Consider the following 16659-nt stretch of genomic DNA (forward strand, 5'->3'; position numbering starts at 1 on the left):
CCAGTGGTGCGTCCACGTCGTTCGGACAGGCGTCGCTTTCGCAACGCGCTGCTGGGTTCGGTTGGTGTCCATGCGGCACTGATCCTGTACCTGGTGGTGCGGATCCCGTTCGAGAAACCTCCTGAGCCGCCGGAACCCCCGGCGGTGCAGATGGAATTCGAGGAGGCTGGTCCTCCCACTCATCCTATCAAGGCTGACCATCCGGCTCCCAAGCCGGCACCTGCGCCTGCGCCCGTGAAGAACGAGGCTCCTCCGTCCCCGACGCCTCCTCTGAAGGCGCCGACGGAAGAACCACCGCCGCCTCCACCGCCGCCGCAGCCGGTTCCGCCGGCGCCTGAGACCAAGCCTCAGCCTCTGCCGCCGACGAAGCTTCCGCCCAAGATCACGGAGCCGTCGCCAGAGCCTGTGCCTGCGTCACCGCCGAAGCCATCCCCGCCGACCAAGTCGACGATGGTGGCCCCGCCGAGCCCGCAGACGCAGAAGGCTGACAAGCTGCCGGATACGCCGAAGTTCTCGCATATGACCCAGCCGAATGCGTCCAAGAATACGCAGGCGGACAGTCATTCCCTTCTGGCAACGCTGGACAGCTTCCGGTCCGACCAGAAGCAGACGCATGCGCCCAAGGCGAAAGCCAATCCGCCGCAGGGTGGGGCGCCAGATGGCGGTGGTGTTCCGAACGGGGATATTACCAAATCCCTGTCCATGGCCGATCAGAAAGCGATCGGTGGCTCCGTGCGGCGTTGCTACACGGAAGACACGGAAGCGCGGAACTATGCGAGCTTTGTCGCGCATCTGATTGTGACGGTGGATGCAACGGGTGAGGCACGTCTTGTGAAGTATGCTCCAGATACAGCAGCGAAGATGGCGTCCGACCCATCCTATCGTGTGCTGGCGGAGCGTGCGCGCGATGCAGTGCTGAGCCCGACTTGTGCCCATCTGCCCATTCCTTCCAACCTGCTAGGCCAGACGCATCAGCTGCGTTTTGTCTTCAGGCCGTAACCTTAGAGGAATCATCATGACCTTCATTTCCGATTCCGAAGCTGATGCTCTGAGCGCGCTCCTGTCGCGCCGTTCTGTTCTTGGTGCCACGGCTGCGGCCGGTGGCCTTCTGGCAACGCCATTGTCCGCTTTTGCACAGGGTGCGGCTGCGGCTGGCCCGGGTGAGGCTGAAATTACCGTGGATCAGGCCCGTCAGGCGCCGATCCCCATCGTGATCCCGAGCTTCGGTGCCGGGATGGGCGAGCAGATTTCTGGCGTCATTTCTTCTGATCTGGAGAGCACGGGGCTCTTCAAGGTTATGAGTGGCGATGTGCCTCCGGGTTCCACGCCTGACTTCAGTGCCCTCAAGGCGCAGGGCGCACGTGCCGCTGTAGCTGGGCGCGCAGTCGGTTCTGGCAGTGTTCGCGTTGAGATGCGGCTGTGGAACGTTGTGGCTGGTGAGCAGCTTCAGGGCACGGCTTATACGGCGTCTCCGTCCAACTGGCGTCGTATCGCTCACATCATTGCTGATGTGATTTATGAGCGGATGCTGGGGGAAAAGGGGTATTTCGATACCCGTATCGCTTACATCGCTCGCACAGGCCCACGTCGTCATCAGATTACGCGTCTGGCGCTGATGGATCAGGATGGGTTCAACTCCCGTATGCTGACCGGTGGCCAGTGGCTGACGCTGACGCCGCGCTTCAACCCGGCACGCGATCAGGTCGCGTTCATGTCTTACGCGAACAATCGTCCGCGTGTGTATCTGTTCGACCTTGGCTCTGGCCGTCAGCAGATGCTGGGCGAGTTCGATGGCATTTCATTCGCGCCGCGTTTTTCGCCTGATGGAAGCCGGGTTGTTCTGTCTGCCACGCGTGGCGGTGGATCAGACATCTTCGTTGTCGATCTTGGATCTCGCAGCAAACATCAGATCACCAGCTCTGGTGGCGCGATTGATACCAGCCCGTGCTTCAGCCCGGATGGCAGCCAGATCGTCTTCAACTCCGATCGTGGTGGTAGCCCGCAGCTTTACATCATGGGTGCTTCAGGTGGCGGTGCGCGCCGGATCTCCTATGGGTCCGGTCAGTACGGCTCACCGGTCTGGTCGCCGCGTGGGGATCTGATTGCGTTTACCCGCATTGGTCACGGTGGCTTCTCGCTGGGTGTCATGAATCCGGACGGCACGGGTGAGCGTATCCTGACGCAGGGCTTCACGGTTGAGTCGCCGACGTTCTGTCCAAACGGTCGTGTGCTGGCTTTCTGCCGTCAGAGCGCTTCGGGTGCGGGTGGTGCGGGCTTTGCGTCGGGTATTGGGACTATCGACATCACGGGCTTCAATGAGCGCCCGATCCGGACGGCGACTGGCGCGTCCGATCCGGCCTGGTCTCCGCTGAACGGCTGAACAGGCTTCCTCCATGTCAGACAGGTTTCTGACATGGAGGTTTTTTCCTTGCGAATGTCTTGAGCAGAAGTTCGGCATGAAGAGCAGGTTTACAGATCTGATCAAGATGGATGACAGACCGTCAAATGGAGTCGATTGAGCCGAGATTGCTTCTCACGGGCAGGATGGTTCCATCGCATGTTCTGTAAATCAATGAAGCCAAACCAGCAGATGGGAAAATTCTGTCCCGCATATGGCGCTGGGCTGATGTGCGTCATCTGCATGGTGATAAAGAGCTTAAAGGATGTCCAGCAAAGCAACTGGCAGAATTCCGCCACATTCGTATTTAAGATCTGTGACATTTATGTTGCGTTTTCTGGTTTCGAATCAGAATCGTTCTCCGGCATCTGGGGTGTGCCTCACAGGATGCTTGACCCCGGATTTAAGTCATGAGTATGGGCGCTAGTGGCCAGTGTTTTTCAGGGGGCACGCTGGGAGTTGCAATGCGACTCTTGAGCGGTTCCGAATGAAAGGCGTGGGTCCGGAACAACGCGGCATTATGCCGCATTTCGGTTCCTGATACGGAACCGTTCTCAGGGTTGAGACACATGAAGTTCAAGGTGTTTGGTGCGCTTGGTCTGGCGCTCGTTCTCGCAGCCTGCTCCGATGGCAAAACCGATACGGGCAACAGCACCGGTGCTGGCGCAGCTACGCAGGAAGCTGGCCCGACGCCAGGCAGCGAAGCTGATCTGGTTGCCAATGTTGGTGATCGTATCTTCTATGAGCTGAATGTTTCCCAGCTCTCCGAAGAAGCCCGCGCCACGCTGGACAAGCAGGCTGCATGGCTCGCGAAGTATCCGCAGGTCAGCATCCAGATCGCTGGTAACTGCGATGACCGCGGCACGGAAGAGTACAACATTGCTCTGGGCCAGCGTCGTGCAAACGCTGCTCGTGACTATCTGGTCGCCAAGGGTGTGAGCGCTTCCCGCATCACGACGATCTCCTACGGTAAGGATCGTCCGACCGCTGATGGTGATGACGAAGCCTCATGGGCTCAGAACCGTAACGCGATCACCTCGGTTCGCTGAACCCGGGTCATCCGTCTGACGGACTGACAGTTTGAACGGCCGGGGGAGCTTATCCCCCGGCCGTTTCTGTTTTATGACTGTCTCTACTGCCGTGCTCGCCGGCGACTGCGAGAGAGCGCCCTGGCCGGGCGCTGAACTGTTTCAGGAGATCTTGCATGGCCCTGTCCCGTCCCCTCCGCGCACTGATGCTCGGAACGGCGTTTTCTGTGCTTTGCCCTGTCCTGCCGGCTCTGGCGCAGGACGCATCGGATGGCGGGGGGATTTCTTCCCGTGAGGCGATTGCTCTTCAGGATGAAATTGCCTCTTTGCGGCAGCAGCTTTCGCAGATCCAGAACAGTGGGCCTTTGCCTGCGCCGAGTTCTTCAGCATCACGAGGATCGTCTGGAGGCAGTGCAGACGGGAATATGGTTGCCCAGCTTCTTGAACGTGTTTCGGCTCTTGAAGAGCAGAACCGCCAGATGCGTGGAGAACTGGATCAGTTGACCAACGCGCAGAAGGAAACGCAGGCTAATCTGTCCAAACAGATTTCAGACATGCAGTTTGCGTCTCAGAACGGCGGGGGCGGGGCACCCGCGGCCGCAGCATCTGCTGCGCCGAGTGCAAAAGCAGCTGAATCTGACGCACCTTCTACTGGGGATGCCGCACCGAAGACCGCTCTTGAAGCTCTGAAGCTTGGGAACGCCGCACTGAAGGCTGGCAAATACGACGACGCTGAAACGAATGCACGCTTTGCCATCAAGACGGCCAAAAGCGCTTCCGGGAAAATGGATTCCCAGTTCCTTCTGGCCCAGTCTCTCGCGGGGCAGAAGCAGTATCGTGAATCGGCTGTTGCTTACTACGATGCCTATAACAAGGCTCCGAAATCCCCCAAGGCTCAGGACTCGCTGTTGGGTGTGGCAGCCTCTCTTCTGGCAATGGGTGACAAAAACTCTGCTTGTCAGGCCCTCGACAAGCTGAAGGACGAGTTTCCAACCCCAACGCCTCGAGTGAAGTCTGCCGCTGCGACGTTCCGTGGACGTGCTGCCTGTCACTGATCTGAACAGTCCCGTCGGGGCGGACGAGTTTTCCGCCTTGATGGAAAATGTCGGGCCTTGGTTGCCCGACGTTGCAGAGGCTCCTGTCGGACTGGCTGTTTCCGGTGGGAGCGATTCCCTTGCCTTGGCATGGCTGGCAAAGCGGTGGCGACATCATGTTGTGGCTTTTGTTGTAGATCATGCTTTACGCGTCGAATCTGCTGCTGAGGCACGCCTGACAGCCCGCCGCCTCCAGGTGATGGGCATTGACGCGCGTGTTTTAAAGTTGGCGCCTTTTCCTGAAGGGCGGCTTCAGGAGCGCGCGCGGGATGCGCGTTTTGAAGCTTTGGAAGAGGCCTGCGTTGAGGCTGGGTGTCTTGATCTGCTGGTTGCCCACCATCTGCATGATCAGGATGAGACAGTCTGGATGCGCCAGCATGCTGGCAGTGGTCCGAGCGGGTTGGCCGGCATGGAGGCTGTGGTTCTTCGGGGGCGAGTCAGAATTGTCCGGCCTTGCCTCCTACTGCCGCCGGAGCGGCTACGCGCGACATTGCGTGCGGCTGATCTTTCATGGATTGAAGACCCTTCCAATCAAAACAGGCGCTTTGAGCGTGTCCGCTGGCGACAGGATCTGTCACCGACTCAGAGAAAGCAGGCGCGGGAATGGCAGGTTGCGGCACAGGTGTTGCGGTGTTCCGAAGACAGGGAACTAGCACGTGTGTTGGCGGAAAGTGCAGTCTGGCATTCGGCCGGGTGGGTTCATCTGAAGCCTGACGGGATAAAGGATAGCACGATTGCAGCGTTGATCCGGCTGGTGTCCGGGCGGAGATATCGTCCGTCTCGGGAGCAGGTTCAGGCTCTTGTGTCGCGTGGGCAGGGGACGCTGGGAGGCGTCATGGTGCGTCCGGCAGGGCGTTTCGGAGACGGTGTCATGCTGGTTCGTGAGGAGCGGGCAGTCGAAGGCTTGGTCGCGGCAAAAGCCGGAGCGCTATGGGATGGTCGATGGCGCTGCGCTGCAGACGCTCTTCCTGCTGACGGCCTGATTGGCGCTCTGGGAGAGGGAGCCCTGAAGCTGGATGCCAGACGTCTGGGTCTGCCTGTTTCGGCTTTGAGAACGCTCCCGGCTCTGTGGCGGAATGGACAGGTTATCGGTTTGCCTGATGTCCTGGAGGGCATTGGGGCAGTCCCTTTTGTCTGGGCAGGAGGAGTGCCTGTGACGGGAGAAAGGGGTTCAATGACATGAAAAGCGCACCAAAATGCCCTGAAATGCGTTTTCCTTTCCCCTATGGGGTAGGAACACGGGCAGGACCGCCTATGTTATGAAGTCAACGCAGACTATGACGTCGGTCTGTTTGAGACGGTGAAGCCACGCTGCATCGGTTAGACAGTCTGAAGGACGACAGAGAACGAGATGAACAATTTAGGCCGTAACGTTCTGATCTGGGTGGTCATCATCATGGTCGGAATGGCAGTGCTGACCGCCTTCCAGCCGGGTGGAAGCCAGCACGCTGCCCAGCAGATCGCTTATTCCGACTTCATTCATGATGTGGATGAACACCAGGTTCGCTCGGTCGTGATCCAGGAACAGAATGTTTCCGGAACGCTGACGAACGGCACGTCTTTCGAGACGTATGCACCGATTGATCCGGGTCTTCCGGCGCGTCTGACGAGTGCGGGTGTGGAAGTCACCGCCAAGCCAATGGATAGCGGCGAAAGCCCGATCCTGCGCTATGTGGGGGCTTACCTGCCGGTTCTGCTGCTGGTTGGTCTGTGCTTCATGGTGTTTCGCCAGATGCAGGCTGGTGGTGGTCGTGCCATGGGCTTTGGCAAGTCCAAGGCCCGTCTGCTCACGGAAAAAACCGGTCGTGTGACGTTCGAGGATGTTGCGGGTATCGACGAAGCCAAGGCTGAGCTTGAGGAAATCGTAGAGTTCCTTAAAGACCCGCAGAAGTTCACGCGTCTGGGCGGCAAGATCCCCAAGGGTGCTCTGCTGGTTGGCCCTCCGGGCACGGGTAAGACGCTTTTGGCCCGCGCGATTGCTGGTGAAGCCAATGTTCCGTTCTTCACGATTTCCGGTTCGGATTTTGTGGAGATGTTCGTCGGTGTCGGTGCATCGCGTGTGCGTGACATGTTCGAGCAGGGCAAGAAGGCTGCACCGTGCATCATCTTCATTGATGAAATCGACGCGGTGGGTCGCCATCGTGGCGCTGGCCTCGGCGGTGGCAATGATGAGCGCGAGCAGACGCTGAACCAGATGCTGGTTGAGATGGATGGTTTTGAAAGCAACGAGGGCGTGATCCTCATTGCTGCGACAAACCGTCCGGACGTGCTTGATCCAGCTCTGTTGCGTCCAGGTCGCTTTGACCGTCAGGTTGTGGTGCCGAACCCCGATGTGGCGGGTCGTGAGAAGATCCTGCGTGTTCACATGAAAAAGGTGCCGCTGTCTTCTGATGTGGACCCGAAGGTCATTGCTCGCGGAACGCCGGGTTTCTCAGGTGCGGATCTGTCCAATCTTGTGAATGAAGCTGCCCTGATGTCGGCCCGTCAGGGACGTCGGACGGTTGGTATGGCTCAGTTCGAGGAAGCCAAGGACAAGGTGATGATGGGGGCGGAACGTCGCTCCATGGTCATGACCGAAGACGAAAAGCGCTCCACGGCTTATCATGAGTCCGGTCACGCCATCTGCGCCATCTTCACGCCGGGTAGCGATCCGATTCACAAGGCAACGATTGTGCCGCGTGGGCGTGCTCTGGGTCTGGTTATGACGTTGCCGGAGAAGGACAATATTTCCTACAGCCGGAAATGGTGCCTTGCCCGTCTGGTGATCGCCATGGGCGGTCGTGTGGCGGAAGAGATCATCTTTGGCCCGGAAGAGGTGAGTGCCGGTGCGTCTGGTGACATCAAGAGTGCCACTGATCTGGCACGTCGGATGGTGACCGAATGGGGCATGAGCGACAAGCTCGGTATGATCTCTTACGGCGATAACGGTCAGGAAGTGTTCCTGGGTCATTCTGTGACGCAGAACAAGAACCTGTCCGAGCAGACGGCTCGTGAGATCGACACGGAGATCAAGGCACTCATCGACACGGCTTATCAGCAGGCGCGCGAGCTGCTGCTGACGCATATTGATGATCTGCATCGCCTGACGGCAGCGCTTCTTGAGTATGAGACGCTGACTGGTGACGATGTTGGTCGCATTATGCGCGGGGAAGCCATCGAGCGCGCTTCGGATGATGAGCAGTTGCCCGATAATCGCCGTGCTTCTGTGCCAACAACGCGTCCAGGCGCGTTTGATCCGGCCCCGCAGGCAGGCTAATCAGACCGTTAACCGCACCATCAGGCGCGTCATTGAGGGGGCTTTCCCCTCGGTGTCGCGCCTTTTTCTTATCTATCGAGACATGCAGGATTTCATGACCATGGCCAGTAAGAGGGCACTGTTCGGTACGGACGGGATCAGGGGAACAGCCAATACCGCGCCGATGACGGTAGAAGTTGCCCAGAAACTCGGACAGGCAGCCGGGCTGTACTTCATGCGCAATCCAAGCCGTCGGCATAGTGTCGTGTTGGGCAAGGACACACGTCTGTCGGGTTACATGATTGAATGTGCGCTTGTGGCGGGTTTCCTGTCTGCGGGCATGGATGTCATTCTTGTTGGCCCGTTGCCGACACCTGCCATCGCTATGCTGACACGTTCCCTCCGGGCTGATCTCGGTGTCATGATCTCAGCCTCCCATAACCCTTTCACAGACAACGGTATCAAGCTGTTCGGGCCGGATGGCTTCAAGCTATCTGATGACGTTGAAGGTGAGATCGAGACGCTGATGGGTGAGGACCTGTCCGGACGTCTGGCGTCTCCGGAGCAGATCGGCAGGGCCTCGCGTCTGAATGATGCAGCGGGCCGTTACATTGAGAATGCCAAGGCCTCTTTCCCTCGCGGATTGCGGCTGGATGGCCTGAAGATCGTTCTCGATTGTGCGAATGGCTCGGCTTATCGTGTAGCGCCGACGGCTTTGTGGGAGCTTGGAGCGGAAGTCATCAAGATTGGATGTTCTCCAGACGGACTGAACATCAATGACGGTGTGGGTTCAACCCATCCAGAGAAGCTTTGTGCGGCCGTAAAGGAGCACAAGGCAGACTTCGGAATTGCTCTGGATGGTGATGCCGACCGCGTACTGATCGCCGATGAGAACGGTACCCTGGTTGATGGAGACCAGATCCTTGGTCTGATTGCGAAGTTCTGGAAGCAGCACGATCGCCTTCGTAGCACGACGGTTGTAGCAACGGTCATGTCCAACATGGGGCTTGAAAAAGCACTTTCAGAAGTAGGACTGGAACTCCAGCGGACCGCCGTTGGTGATCGCTATGTTGTTGAGCGGATGCGCGAAATTGGTGGAAATCTCGGTGGTGAGCAGTCCGGGCATATGGTGCTGTCCGATTATGCCACGACAGGCGATGGCCTGATTGCAGCATTGCAGGTTTTGGCTGTGTCGGTCGAAACCAAGAAGCCCGCCAGTGAAATCTGTAAGGTTTTCGAGCCTTTTCCCCAGCTTCTGAAAAATGTGCGTTATTCGGGTGTCAGCCCTTTAAGTAGTCCAGAACTGGCTGCCGCAAAATCCTGGGCTGAAGAACGCCTTGCCGGTCGGGGGCGTCTGGTTCTGCGCGCAAGTGGAACTGAGCCCTTGATCCGCGTCATGGCGGAAGCGGAAGAGGAAGCTCTTGTGGTAGAAGTCGTGGATCATGTTTGCGATGCGATCCGCGCCATTACGGGACATTAAACGATGATCGGTCGGGTTCTGACCGTTGCTGGGAGTGATTCGGGCGGGGGAGCCGGAATTCAGGCCGATCTCAAAACCATCATGGCGCTGGGTGGGTTTGGCATGAGTGCCATTACAGCTTTGACGGCTCAGAACACGTTAGGTGTGTTCGGTGTCGAGGCTGTCTCGCCTGCCTTTGTTCGTCAGCAGATGCAGGTTGTTCTGGATGATTTGGGAGCGGATTGCTGCAAAACAGGCATGTTGGCCAATGCTGCAATCGTTCATGCGGTAGCAGACGAACTGTCGCTTCGTTCAGAACTGCCGTTGGTTCTGGATCCTGTCATGGTGTCTACGAGCGGCTCGGTTCTTCTGGACGCGGAAGCAGTGGATGCAGTGATGAGGCGGCTACTTCCTCGCGCTCTGGTTGTGACACCCAATATTCCGGAAGCTGAAGTCATGACCGGACTGGTCATTACGGATCTGGAGGAAATGCGTGTTGCAGCGCATCAGTTGCAGAAGCAAGGTGCGCAGGCCGTTCTCCTGAAAGGAGGGCATCTGCGGAGCGATGACCTGAAGGATTTGCTGGTTTTTTCTGATGGAAGCGAAGTTGTTCTTCGTGGCGAGAGGCTAAAGACCCTCCATACGCATGGAACGGGATGTACTCTGGCCAGTGCAATTGCGACTGGGATTGCACAAGGTATGGATTTGGACGCTGCCGTTCGGCGGGGAAGCCAATATCTCAGATTGGCGCTGTCACATGCTCCCGGATTGGGGCAGGGGCACGGGCCGGTCGATCATGGGGTAACGATCCGGCCTGAATGGCACCAATCCTGAAAGTTGTTTTCAGGCGAATGTCGTGACGGGCTGAGGCGTACGGATCTGATGATCCGGTACTGCAGAGCCGGTTTCGGTCGCTGGTTCGTCACGCAGAATGTAGCCGCGCCCCCATACTGTTGCGATCAGGTTTTCTGCTCCGGCTTTCTGCAGTTTGCGGCGAAGTTTGCAGATGAAGACGTCAATGATCTTCATTTCCGGCTCGTCGATGCCGCCATAGAGGTGGTTCAGGAAGGCGTCTTTCGTCAATACTGACCCCTTACGGATGATCAGAAGTTCCAGAATGGCATATTCCTTGCCTGTAAGATGCAGGGCTGTTCCGTCAACGGTGACGTTCTTACCATTCAGATCGAGTTCCAGATTTCCAACTCGCAGACAGGGTTCAGCAAACCCGCGGGACCGACGCATGACTGCCTGAAGGCGGGCGATCAGTTCGCCTGGATCGTAGGGCTTGGCCATATAATCATCTGCACCCATTGAGAATGCACGGATTTTGGCCTGGGGGCGCAGCAGGGCAGAAAGAACGAGAATGGGGGTCGTGATCCGGGAGGAGCGTACCCGGCGAATGACGTCATATCCTTCAATGTCATTCAGCAGCAGTTCGAGAACCATCACATCGTAATCGTAATGACGAAGCATCTCGATGGCTTCTTCGCCGGAGGCTGTGTGATCTACGGTGAAAGCCGCGGTCCGCAGGATCTGGGACAGGGTCGCTGCGGCTTGAAGATCGCTCTCAACAAGAAGGATACGCATGTTTTCAACTCCAGGATTGGTGAAGCAATGGTTACTACCCAGGGTTGTTAATGTCGATAGATAGAAACGGAAAATCGTAAATTTTTCATTATTCCGTCATATGGCGGTTCGGCTTTAGCTTTTGTTAATCCTTTCGGCTTAGCGTTCTAAAGATGCCAGAAGCTACGGAAAAGCAGCAGAAACACCCGTCTCCAAGTTTCCTTGAGAAGCTTCTGGAGAAGATGGCTAATTTGCAACCTGACGGTGCAGTGGGAACCGTTCAGGACGTGACAGGGCTGTGTGTGACAATCCGTGGTCTGGAAGGACTCGTTTCAATCGGGGATCGAATCGTAATTCATGCACGTTCTGGAAGCGCCATACAGTCAGAGGTTGTAGGGTTTCATGATGCGCAAGCCAGAGTAATGGCGTTTGGAAGCCTTGAAGGTATTGGCCCCGGCTGTGAGGCAAGGATTCCTCTAAGTCGACAGTCCTGTGCCTCTCTTGGGGTGAATGAGAGCTGGTTGGGGCGTGTTATTGATCCGCTTGGTGTACCGATGGACGGCAAGGGACCCCTGATTCCTGCTCTGACTCAGCAGCCGGTACTCAGTTCGCCCCCAAATGCTGCGACCCGCGCCAGACTTGGAGACAGAATTGATCTGGGGGTCAGGGCGCTTGATGCATTTACAACCTGCCGACGCGGGCAAAGGTTAGGCCTGTTTGCAGGATCTGGTGTTGGTAAATCAACGCTGCTGTCTATGCTGGCCCGAGGCGCGGATTTTGATGTTGCGGTCATTGCACTCATGGGGGAGCGAGGCCGGGAAGTCCGGGAATTCATCGAAGACGACCTTGGTCCGGAAGGGCTTGCACGGAGCGTCGTTGTCATTGCGACATCGGACACGCCTCCCTTGATGCGCCGTGATGCAGCTGTTTCTGCCATGGCCATCGCCGAATATTTTCGTGATCAGGGCAAATCGGTTCTGCTTCTGATGGACAGCGTAACCCGCTATTGCATGGCTTTGCGCGAAATCGGTTTGTCAGCCGGAGAACCCCCCGCGACACGGGGTTACCCACCTTCTGTTTTTGCCGAATTACCGAAATTGCTGGAGCGGGCGGGGCCGGGCTATCCCGGGCAGGGCATGATTACGGCTCTGTTCACGGTCCTGGTGGAGGGGGATGACCATAACGAGCCGGTTGCTGATGCTGTGCGCGGCATTCTCGATGGTCATATCATTCTTGATCGGAAGATCGGAGAGCAGGGGCGGTATCCGGCAATCGACGTTCTTCGCTCCCTGTCTCGAGCTGTTCCCGGATGTAATTCGGCGGAAGAAAACCGATTAACCCGCCAGGCGCGGGCGATCATGGCAACCTATGAACGCATGGCCGATATGATCCGGCTGGGTGCTTACAAATCCGGGACAGAGAAAGACGTGGATGAGGCTATTCGCCTGATGCCTCAACTGGATGCGTTTCTGTCTCAGGGAAAAAATGAACGCTCAAGGTGCCTGGAGGCCTTTGAGCAGCTTGGAACCATCATGGCTTCCGCAGCCTGACCGCTATCGGAGAAAAGATAATGAGGCAGATGCCGCTTGAGGCTCTTCGTCGCCTGAGACGCCATGAACTGGCAGATGTGGAAAAGGCTTTTGGAGAGGCTGTTGCCCGCGAGGCAGCCGCAGAAACGCTTCTGGGACAGAAGCACCAGCACCTTCTGACGGAGCAAAAGCTGGCTTCTGATCCAGCGGCTGACGATGGAGCAGTGGAAGCATTCAGTCGTTGGCTCCCTGTCGGGCAGCAGGCCATTTCTGATGCTCAGGAAAAATGTCGGCAGGCTGCCATGGACAGGGACTGCATCCGGTCAGCTCTTCTGATGGCACAGGCAGCCCTGAAGGCCGTGGAAAAGCTGGAAGAGAAGCAGCGGGTCGAAATTCAGCAGCAGCATCTTCGTAAAGAACAGGCCGTTCTGGATGAGTTGGCGCTACGGCAGAGAACTTTAAATTGATCCGTCGCCCCGAAGCATATCAACCAGGTGGCCTGCAGTACCTATCAAAGCGCAGGCAACAGGGTGGGTTTCATCCCGGACAAAAGCCAGAATAAGGGTGGAATCACTTTGGAAAAGGTCGCTTTCCAGACTGATGACAGGAGCAGTCTTCCCTTCACTCTGAGCTGATTCGGCAGCGTGGGACAGAATACGGGCAACGGCTTTTTCAAGCGCAGGAAGCACGACTGTATGAGGCGCCGTATGATCGTCAGCATGGGCCGCAATCAGCTCGTTCCAGCCTTCTTTCGTGATGAACGCTGGTATTCCGTCGGGCGAGGTTTCGCGTTCGGCGCGTAGAATGGCTCCAGACTGGGCCAGGCCAAGAATATTGACGGATGGAAGTGTGGAGGGATCGAGCATCACGGACATGGCGCTGTTTTATCAGGGCTCTGTCTGGAAAAGAAGGCATACCCTTGCAAAGGATATGCCCGCAAATATCAGTGCGGTGGGTTTCCCATAGCCTGCATCAGGGCATTGACCTGATCTGGATGTGCTTTGAACAACGCAACATTGGATGGGTTGGGGGACGGCATTCCGGCGGGAACCTGACCGTTGCTAGCGGCCAGTGTCATACCGAAGGTTGTCATGCCAATAATGAATGTTTCAGGCGTGAAGCCGTGTGACCGTAAGACATCCGGGAAACCGGGCACCTGGCTTGCGCGGGCGATCATGTCCTGAAGTCCAAGACCCTGCGAATTCGGGGGTTGAATGTTGCGTCCCTGAAGCTCGCTGATTGCAGAAACCGCGCGGGGCATAAAGTCTGCCGGCAATACATAACGCATGGCGCGTTCCGCGTCCGCACGGAACTGCGGTGGGATCTGTGCGGACTGCTGACCTGATTGACCGTCGATCTGTGTCTGGCTTGGAGCGCCCTGAGCCAAGGCGGTCAGGGGCGTGATAACCCCCGTTGCCAAGGCAAAGACAGCAAGAAAGCTGCGTGGAAAAATCATGAAATCACCCATTCACCAGCACGCATGAGAGGCGTGCGTGTTCCGTCCTTGAGACCATCAAGATCAATCTTGTCCGACCCGATCATCCAGTCGATATGGATCAGGGAATCATTAACGCCGCGTTCCAGAAGCTGTTCCGGCGTCAGGCCCTCAATGTCCACCATGCACTTGGTATAAGCCTGCCCAAGAGCAATATGGCTGGACGCATTTTCGTCAAACAGGGTATTCTTGTAGAGAATGCCGCTGGCGGAAATTGGGGAGGAATGCGGCACGAGGGCCACTTCTCCAATGCGACGGGCACCTTCATCCGTGTCCAGAATACGATGCAGAACGTTCTCGCCCTTGCTGGCGTGAGCCTCGACAATGCGGCCGTCTTCGAAGCGGACGGAAATATCGTCAATCAGGGTGCCCTGATGGAAAAGAGGCTTGGTGCTGCACACCGTTCCATTGACGCGGGAGCGATGTGGTGTCGTGAAGATCTCTTCTGTGGGGATGTTCGGGTTGCACACGACACCATTCAGGGCTTCCTCCGAGCCGCCGGCCCAAGCATGACCGTCTGCCAGACCTACCGTCAGGTCCGTGCCGGGGCCGGAGAAGTGCAGCGCGTCAAAGCGCGTATCGTTCATGTATTTTGCGCGGGCATGGAGGCGGGCATTGTGAGCCTTCCAGTCTGCGACGGGGTCCGCAACATCTACGCGGGATGATTTGAAGATACCGTTCCATAGGGCGGTCAGCGCCTCATCCGCTGGCAGGTCGGGGAATACCTGAGCAGCCCAGGCGGGGGTGGCGCAGGCAATGATGTTCCAGTTTACAGCAAACTGGGTGATGATTTCCATGGCCGGACGATTGGCGGCTGAGTTGGCGCGATTGGCCCGAGAAATGCGCTCCGGGTCCTGTCCGGCGAGAAGGGTCGGGTTGGCGCCGGTGATGGCCATGCGGGCCGCGCCGTCCCGGAATGCCTGGGCGATCCCGTTGGCGAGCCAGGTGGGAGCCGTGTCGAAAGCATCGTCGGAAGCGTGGATGTAACGGGCCAGAGTAGATTCATCGTCAGCGTACAGTGTGGTGACGAGGGAAGCGCCAGCCTTGTAGGCGTGTTCCGTGACGCGGCGGACCAGTGGCACAGCATCGAGAGGAGCCGTGATGAGAAGCTGCTGCCCGGGCTTGATATTCAGGCCAACGCGGACGGCAACTTCACCGAGCCGGTCCAGAAGCTGTTCGTGCGAAAAGGGGGAAGGAACGGGCACGTCTTGCTCTTTCGCAATGGAAAATCTGTTTGTCATGGTGGGGGTTGGAGGAGGGAAGTGCAAGGGTGGCGCTAAGACTTGCACTTCCCTCCCTATGGACCCATTTTCACGGTTTATGGGACGAAACCGAGCATTTGAAAAACGGTTGGACCTGCCGGGCGCGTATGATGGTGTCTGCTGTGGGCTGTGTGGGAGACCCATTCCGTCGACGGCGCGGTCTTCACGTCATCATCTCATACCAAAGCTGAAGGGTGGCGCTCAGGCGGAGACAGTTCGACTGCATCAGGTTTGTCACAATGCTATTCACGCGCATTTTAGCGAAGTGGAACTGGCCGTTCGTCTGAATGAACCTGAAGCTCTGCGTCAGGAGGCGGTGCTTGCACCATTTCTGTCATGGATACGTCGGAAACCCGCTGATTTTCACGCTCCTACACGACGAGCAGCTTCCAAGCGAGGGCCGCGCCGTGGACGGATGGCCTGACGTCTCGTAGTCTTTAGGAATGCGTCCTGGACTTCATATTTTTGCTGACGATGGTCAGCCCGATCAGCGTCCTTTTGATGTCGCGGTGGTCATCCCCAGCCTGCTGAGACCCACCCTGAAAAATGCGTTGGACTCTGTATTTGCCCAGATTGGGCATCTGCGTGTTCAGATCCTGATTGGGGTGGATGTCGCTCCTCCAGACGGGGCGCAGGACATGCTGAAGCAGATCTCTCAGGGTAGACCGGAAGGATGGTCCCTGCAGGTTTTATGGCCGGGGTATTCTACATCCGAACGGCATGGTGGGTTCGGGAAGGCGTGGGACGGCGGCGTCTTGCGCAGTGTGCTGAGCCAACTCTCCAATGCACCCCGTATTGCCTATCTGGACGATGATAACTGGTGGGCTCCTGACCATCTTCACTCACTGCTTGATGCGATTGAAGGGCAGGACTGGGCATGGTCCGGGAGATGGTTCGTTCACCCCCGAACGCTGAAAGCCGTCTGTGAAGACCAATGGGAATCCATTGGGTTGGGTGGCGGTCTGTTTCGTGAGGCGTATGGGGGGTTTGTTGATCCGAACTGTCTGATGATTGATCGAACCCGGGTGCCGGAGGTTCTCGACCTCTGGAATCAGCCTTTGGCTGGAGATCAGACACGGATGACGGCTGATCGAAGTGTTTTCAATTTTCTCAAGTCCCGTCCGGGACGTCCCAGTGGAAACTATTCGGCGTTTTATGTTCTGACGGAAACGGACGGAATGCACCCGATACGGCTGCGCTGCATGGGGGATGCCTGGAACCGGGCCGGTCAGTAATCGACACGAGCCCGGCTCCGATCGCAATTACATGGAGCGAATGGTGTTGCGGCGTGGCGCACGGCGCTGGCGCTGCTGATCCTGTGGCTGCTCGCTCCGATTGGCGTCACGGGTAGCTTTTTCGCGGGCAGCGGCACGGAGTTCCGTTTCCAGCTCCTTGATGCGGCGCTGGACGCTCTCCTTGAGCGCCGGGGAAGTATGGGATTTCATGGACGCAAGCGTCTCCTTGAGGTCCCGAAGCTGCTTTTCCTTTTCGGCCTGATTGCGGCGGATAGGCTGGTTGTCGGACATTTGTCCGTGGAATGCGCGCATGTCTTGGTCTTTCAGCACGAAATGCCAGAAGCCTCCGCATTTGTCA

16 protein-coding genes are annotated in these 16659 nt (G+C 57.5%); 11 read left to right on the plus strand and 5 right to left on the minus strand.

Annotation, left to right across the window (positions count from 1 at the left end):
• Window positions 1–3 precede the first annotated feature (3 nt).
• From HKD32_RS01635 to thiD, 8 genes are all read left to right on the plus strand, one after another.
• Window positions 4–999: a hypothetical protein gene (locus tag HKD32_RS01635; protein WP_023944900.1), complete on the plus strand. Its 996-nt coding sequence runs from the start codon at window positions 4–6 to the stop codon at window positions 997–999.
• 16 nt (window positions 1000–1015) lie between these two features.
• Window positions 1016–2380 carry a Tol-Pal system beta propeller repeat protein TolB gene (gene tolB, locus HKD32_RS01640; RefSeq protein WP_194257389.1) on the plus strand — a complete coding sequence of 455 codons (1365 nt, stop codon included), beginning with the start codon at window positions 1016–1018 and terminating at the stop codon, window positions 2378–2380.
• Between the two features lie 587 nt (window positions 2381–2967).
• Entirely contained in the window at window positions 2968–3447 is a 480-nt protein-coding gene (gene pal / locus HKD32_RS01645; RefSeq protein WP_010501078.1) for a peptidoglycan-associated lipoprotein Pal, read from the plus strand.
• Window positions 3448–3602: 155 nt separating this feature from the next.
• Window positions 3603–4481: a tetratricopeptide repeat protein gene (locus HKD32_RS01650; protein ID WP_194257390.1), complete on the plus strand. Its 879-nt coding sequence runs from the start codon at window positions 3603–3605 to the stop codon at window positions 4479–4481.
• Window positions 4459–5703, plus strand: a complete 1245-nt coding sequence (tilS, locus tag HKD32_RS01655) for a tRNA lysidine(34) synthetase TilS (RefSeq protein ID WP_337905493.1) — start codon at window positions 4459–4461, stop codon at window positions 5701–5703. Before HKD32_RS01650 ends, tilS begins: the two co-directional genes overlap by 23 nt.
• Before the next feature lie 168 nt (window positions 5704–5871).
• On the plus strand, window positions 5872–7776 hold the full coding sequence (ftsH, locus tag HKD32_RS01660) for an ATP-dependent zinc metalloprotease FtsH (RefSeq protein WP_194257391.1): 1905 nt from the start codon (window positions 5872–5874) through the stop codon (window positions 7774–7776).
• A 100-nt stretch (window positions 7777–7876) separates the two neighbouring features.
• A complete protein-coding gene (glmM, locus tag HKD32_RS01665; RefSeq protein ID WP_026017381.1) occupies window positions 7877–9235 on the plus strand; it encodes a phosphoglucosamine mutase in 1359 nt (452 codons plus the stop codon).
• Between the two features lie 3 nt (window positions 9236–9238).
• Complete coding sequence (gene thiD, locus HKD32_RS01670) at window positions 9239–10048, plus strand: bifunctional hydroxymethylpyrimidine kinase/phosphomethylpyrimidine kinase (protein WP_061932596.1); 810 nt, start codon at window positions 9239–9241, stop codon at window positions 10046–10048.
• A gap of 9 nt (window positions 10049–10057) precedes the next feature.
• Here the strand turns inward: thiD and HKD32_RS01675 are convergent, their stop codons facing one another.
• A complete protein-coding gene (locus HKD32_RS01675) occupies window positions 10058–10801 on the minus strand; it encodes a response regulator transcription factor (protein WP_010501092.1) in 744 nt (247 codons plus the stop codon).
• Window positions 10802–10953: 152 nt separating this feature from the next.
• On the opposite strand from HKD32_RS01675, the gene fliI reads away from it, so the two are divergent.
• Both fliI and HKD32_RS01685 read left to right on the plus strand, forming a co-directional pair.
• A complete protein-coding gene (gene fliI / locus HKD32_RS01680) occupies window positions 10954–12330 on the plus strand; it encodes a flagellar protein export ATPase FliI (protein ID WP_061932594.1) in 1377 nt (458 codons plus the stop codon).
• A 20-nt stretch (window positions 12331–12350) separates the two neighbouring features.
• Complete coding sequence (locus tag HKD32_RS01685) at window positions 12351–12776, plus strand: flagellar export protein FliJ (protein ID WP_023944910.1); 426 nt, start codon at window positions 12351–12353, stop codon at window positions 12774–12776.
• On the opposite strand, the gene HKD32_RS01690 is transcribed toward HKD32_RS01685, so the two are convergent.
• The 3 genes from HKD32_RS01690 to HKD32_RS01700 form a co-directional block, all read right to left on the minus strand.
• The gene (locus tag HKD32_RS01690; RefSeq protein WP_194257392.1) at window positions 12768–13184 is read right to left on the minus strand and encodes a hypothetical protein; all 417 of its coding nucleotides are present in this window, start codon (window positions 13182–13184) and stop codon (window positions 12768–12770) included. The genes HKD32_RS01685 and HKD32_RS01690 overlap by 9 nt on opposite strands.
• A 68-nt stretch (window positions 13185–13252) precedes the next feature.
• Window positions 13253–13765: a hypothetical protein gene (locus HKD32_RS01695; RefSeq protein ID WP_228118688.1), complete on the minus strand. Its 513-nt coding sequence runs from the start codon at window positions 13763–13765 to the stop codon at window positions 13253–13255.
• Window positions 13762–15045, minus strand: coding sequence for an aminopeptidase (locus HKD32_RS01700; protein ID WP_061932590.1), 1284 nt, complete (start codon window positions 15043–15045; stop codon window positions 13762–13764). Before HKD32_RS01700 ends, HKD32_RS01695 begins: the two co-directional genes overlap by 4 nt.
• Before the next feature lie 464 nt (window positions 15046–15509).
• On the opposite strand from HKD32_RS01700, the gene HKD32_RS01705 reads away from it, so the two are divergent.
• Window positions 15510–16301, plus strand: a complete 792-nt coding sequence (locus tag HKD32_RS01705) for a glycosyltransferase family 2 protein (RefSeq protein ID WP_061932580.1) — start codon at window positions 15510–15512, stop codon at window positions 16299–16301.
• A 27-nt stretch (window positions 16302–16328) separates the two neighbouring features.
• Here HKD32_RS01705 and HKD32_RS01710 read toward each other — a convergent pair whose 3' ends face one another.
• Window positions 16329–16613: a hypothetical protein gene (locus HKD32_RS01710; protein WP_026017382.1), complete on the minus strand. Its 285-nt coding sequence runs from the start codon at window positions 16611–16613 to the stop codon at window positions 16329–16331.
• Window positions 16614–16659: the final 46 nt, after the last annotated feature.

The organism is Gluconobacter japonicus (assembly GCF_015244665.1).
GTDB lineage: Bacteria > Pseudomonadota > Alphaproteobacteria > Acetobacterales > Acetobacteraceae > Gluconobacter > Gluconobacter japonicus.

Coding starts and splice junctions, on each gene's coding strand:
- tolB (WP_194257389.1), top strand. CDS start 1,016: ATGACCTTCATTTCCGATTCCGAAGCTGATGCTCTGAGCGCGCTCCTG.
- pal (WP_010501078.1), top strand. CDS start 2,968: ATGAAGTTCAAGGTGTTTGGTGCGCTTGGTCTGGCGCTCGTTCTCGCA.
- HKD32_RS01650 (WP_194257390.1), top strand. CDS start 3,603: ATGGCCCTGTCCCGTCCCCTCCGCGCACTGATGCTCGGAACGGCGTTT.
- ftsH (WP_194257391.1), top strand. CDS start 5,872: ATGAACAATTTAGGCCGTAACGTTCTGATCTGGGTGGTCATCATCATG.
- glmM (WP_026017381.1), top strand. CDS start 7,877: ATGGCCAGTAAGAGGGCACTGTTCGGTACGGACGGGATCAGGGGAACA.
- thiD (WP_061932596.1), top strand. CDS start 9,239: ATGATCGGTCGGGTTCTGACCGTTGCTGGGAGTGATTCGGGCGGGGGA.
- HKD32_RS01675 (WP_010501092.1), bottom strand. CDS start 10,801: ATGCGTATCCTTCTTGTTGAGAGCGATCTTCAAGCCGCAGCGACCCTG.
- fliI (WP_061932594.1), top strand. CDS start 10,954: ATGCCAGAAGCTACGGAAAAGCAGCAGAAACACCCGTCTCCAAGTTTC.
- HKD32_RS01685 (WP_023944910.1), top strand. CDS start 12,351: ATGAGGCAGATGCCGCTTGAGGCTCTTCGTCGCCTGAGACGCCATGAA.
- HKD32_RS01690 (WP_194257392.1), bottom strand. CDS start 13,184: ATGTCCGTGATGCTCGATCCCTCCACACTTCCATCCGTCAATATTCTT.
- HKD32_RS01695 (WP_228118688.1), bottom strand. CDS start 13,765: ATGATTTTTCCACGCAGCTTTCTTGCTGTCTTTGCCTTGGCAACGGGG.
- HKD32_RS01700 (WP_061932590.1), bottom strand. CDS start 15,045: ATGACAAACAGATTTTCCATTGCGAAAGAGCAAGACGTGCCCGTTCCT.
- HKD32_RS01705 (WP_061932580.1), top strand. CDS start 15,510: ATGCGTCCTGGACTTCATATTTTTGCTGACGATGGTCAGCCCGATCAG.
- HKD32_RS01710 (WP_026017382.1), bottom strand. CDS start 16,613: ATGCGCGCATTCCACGGACAAATGTCCGACAACCAGCCTATCCGCCGC.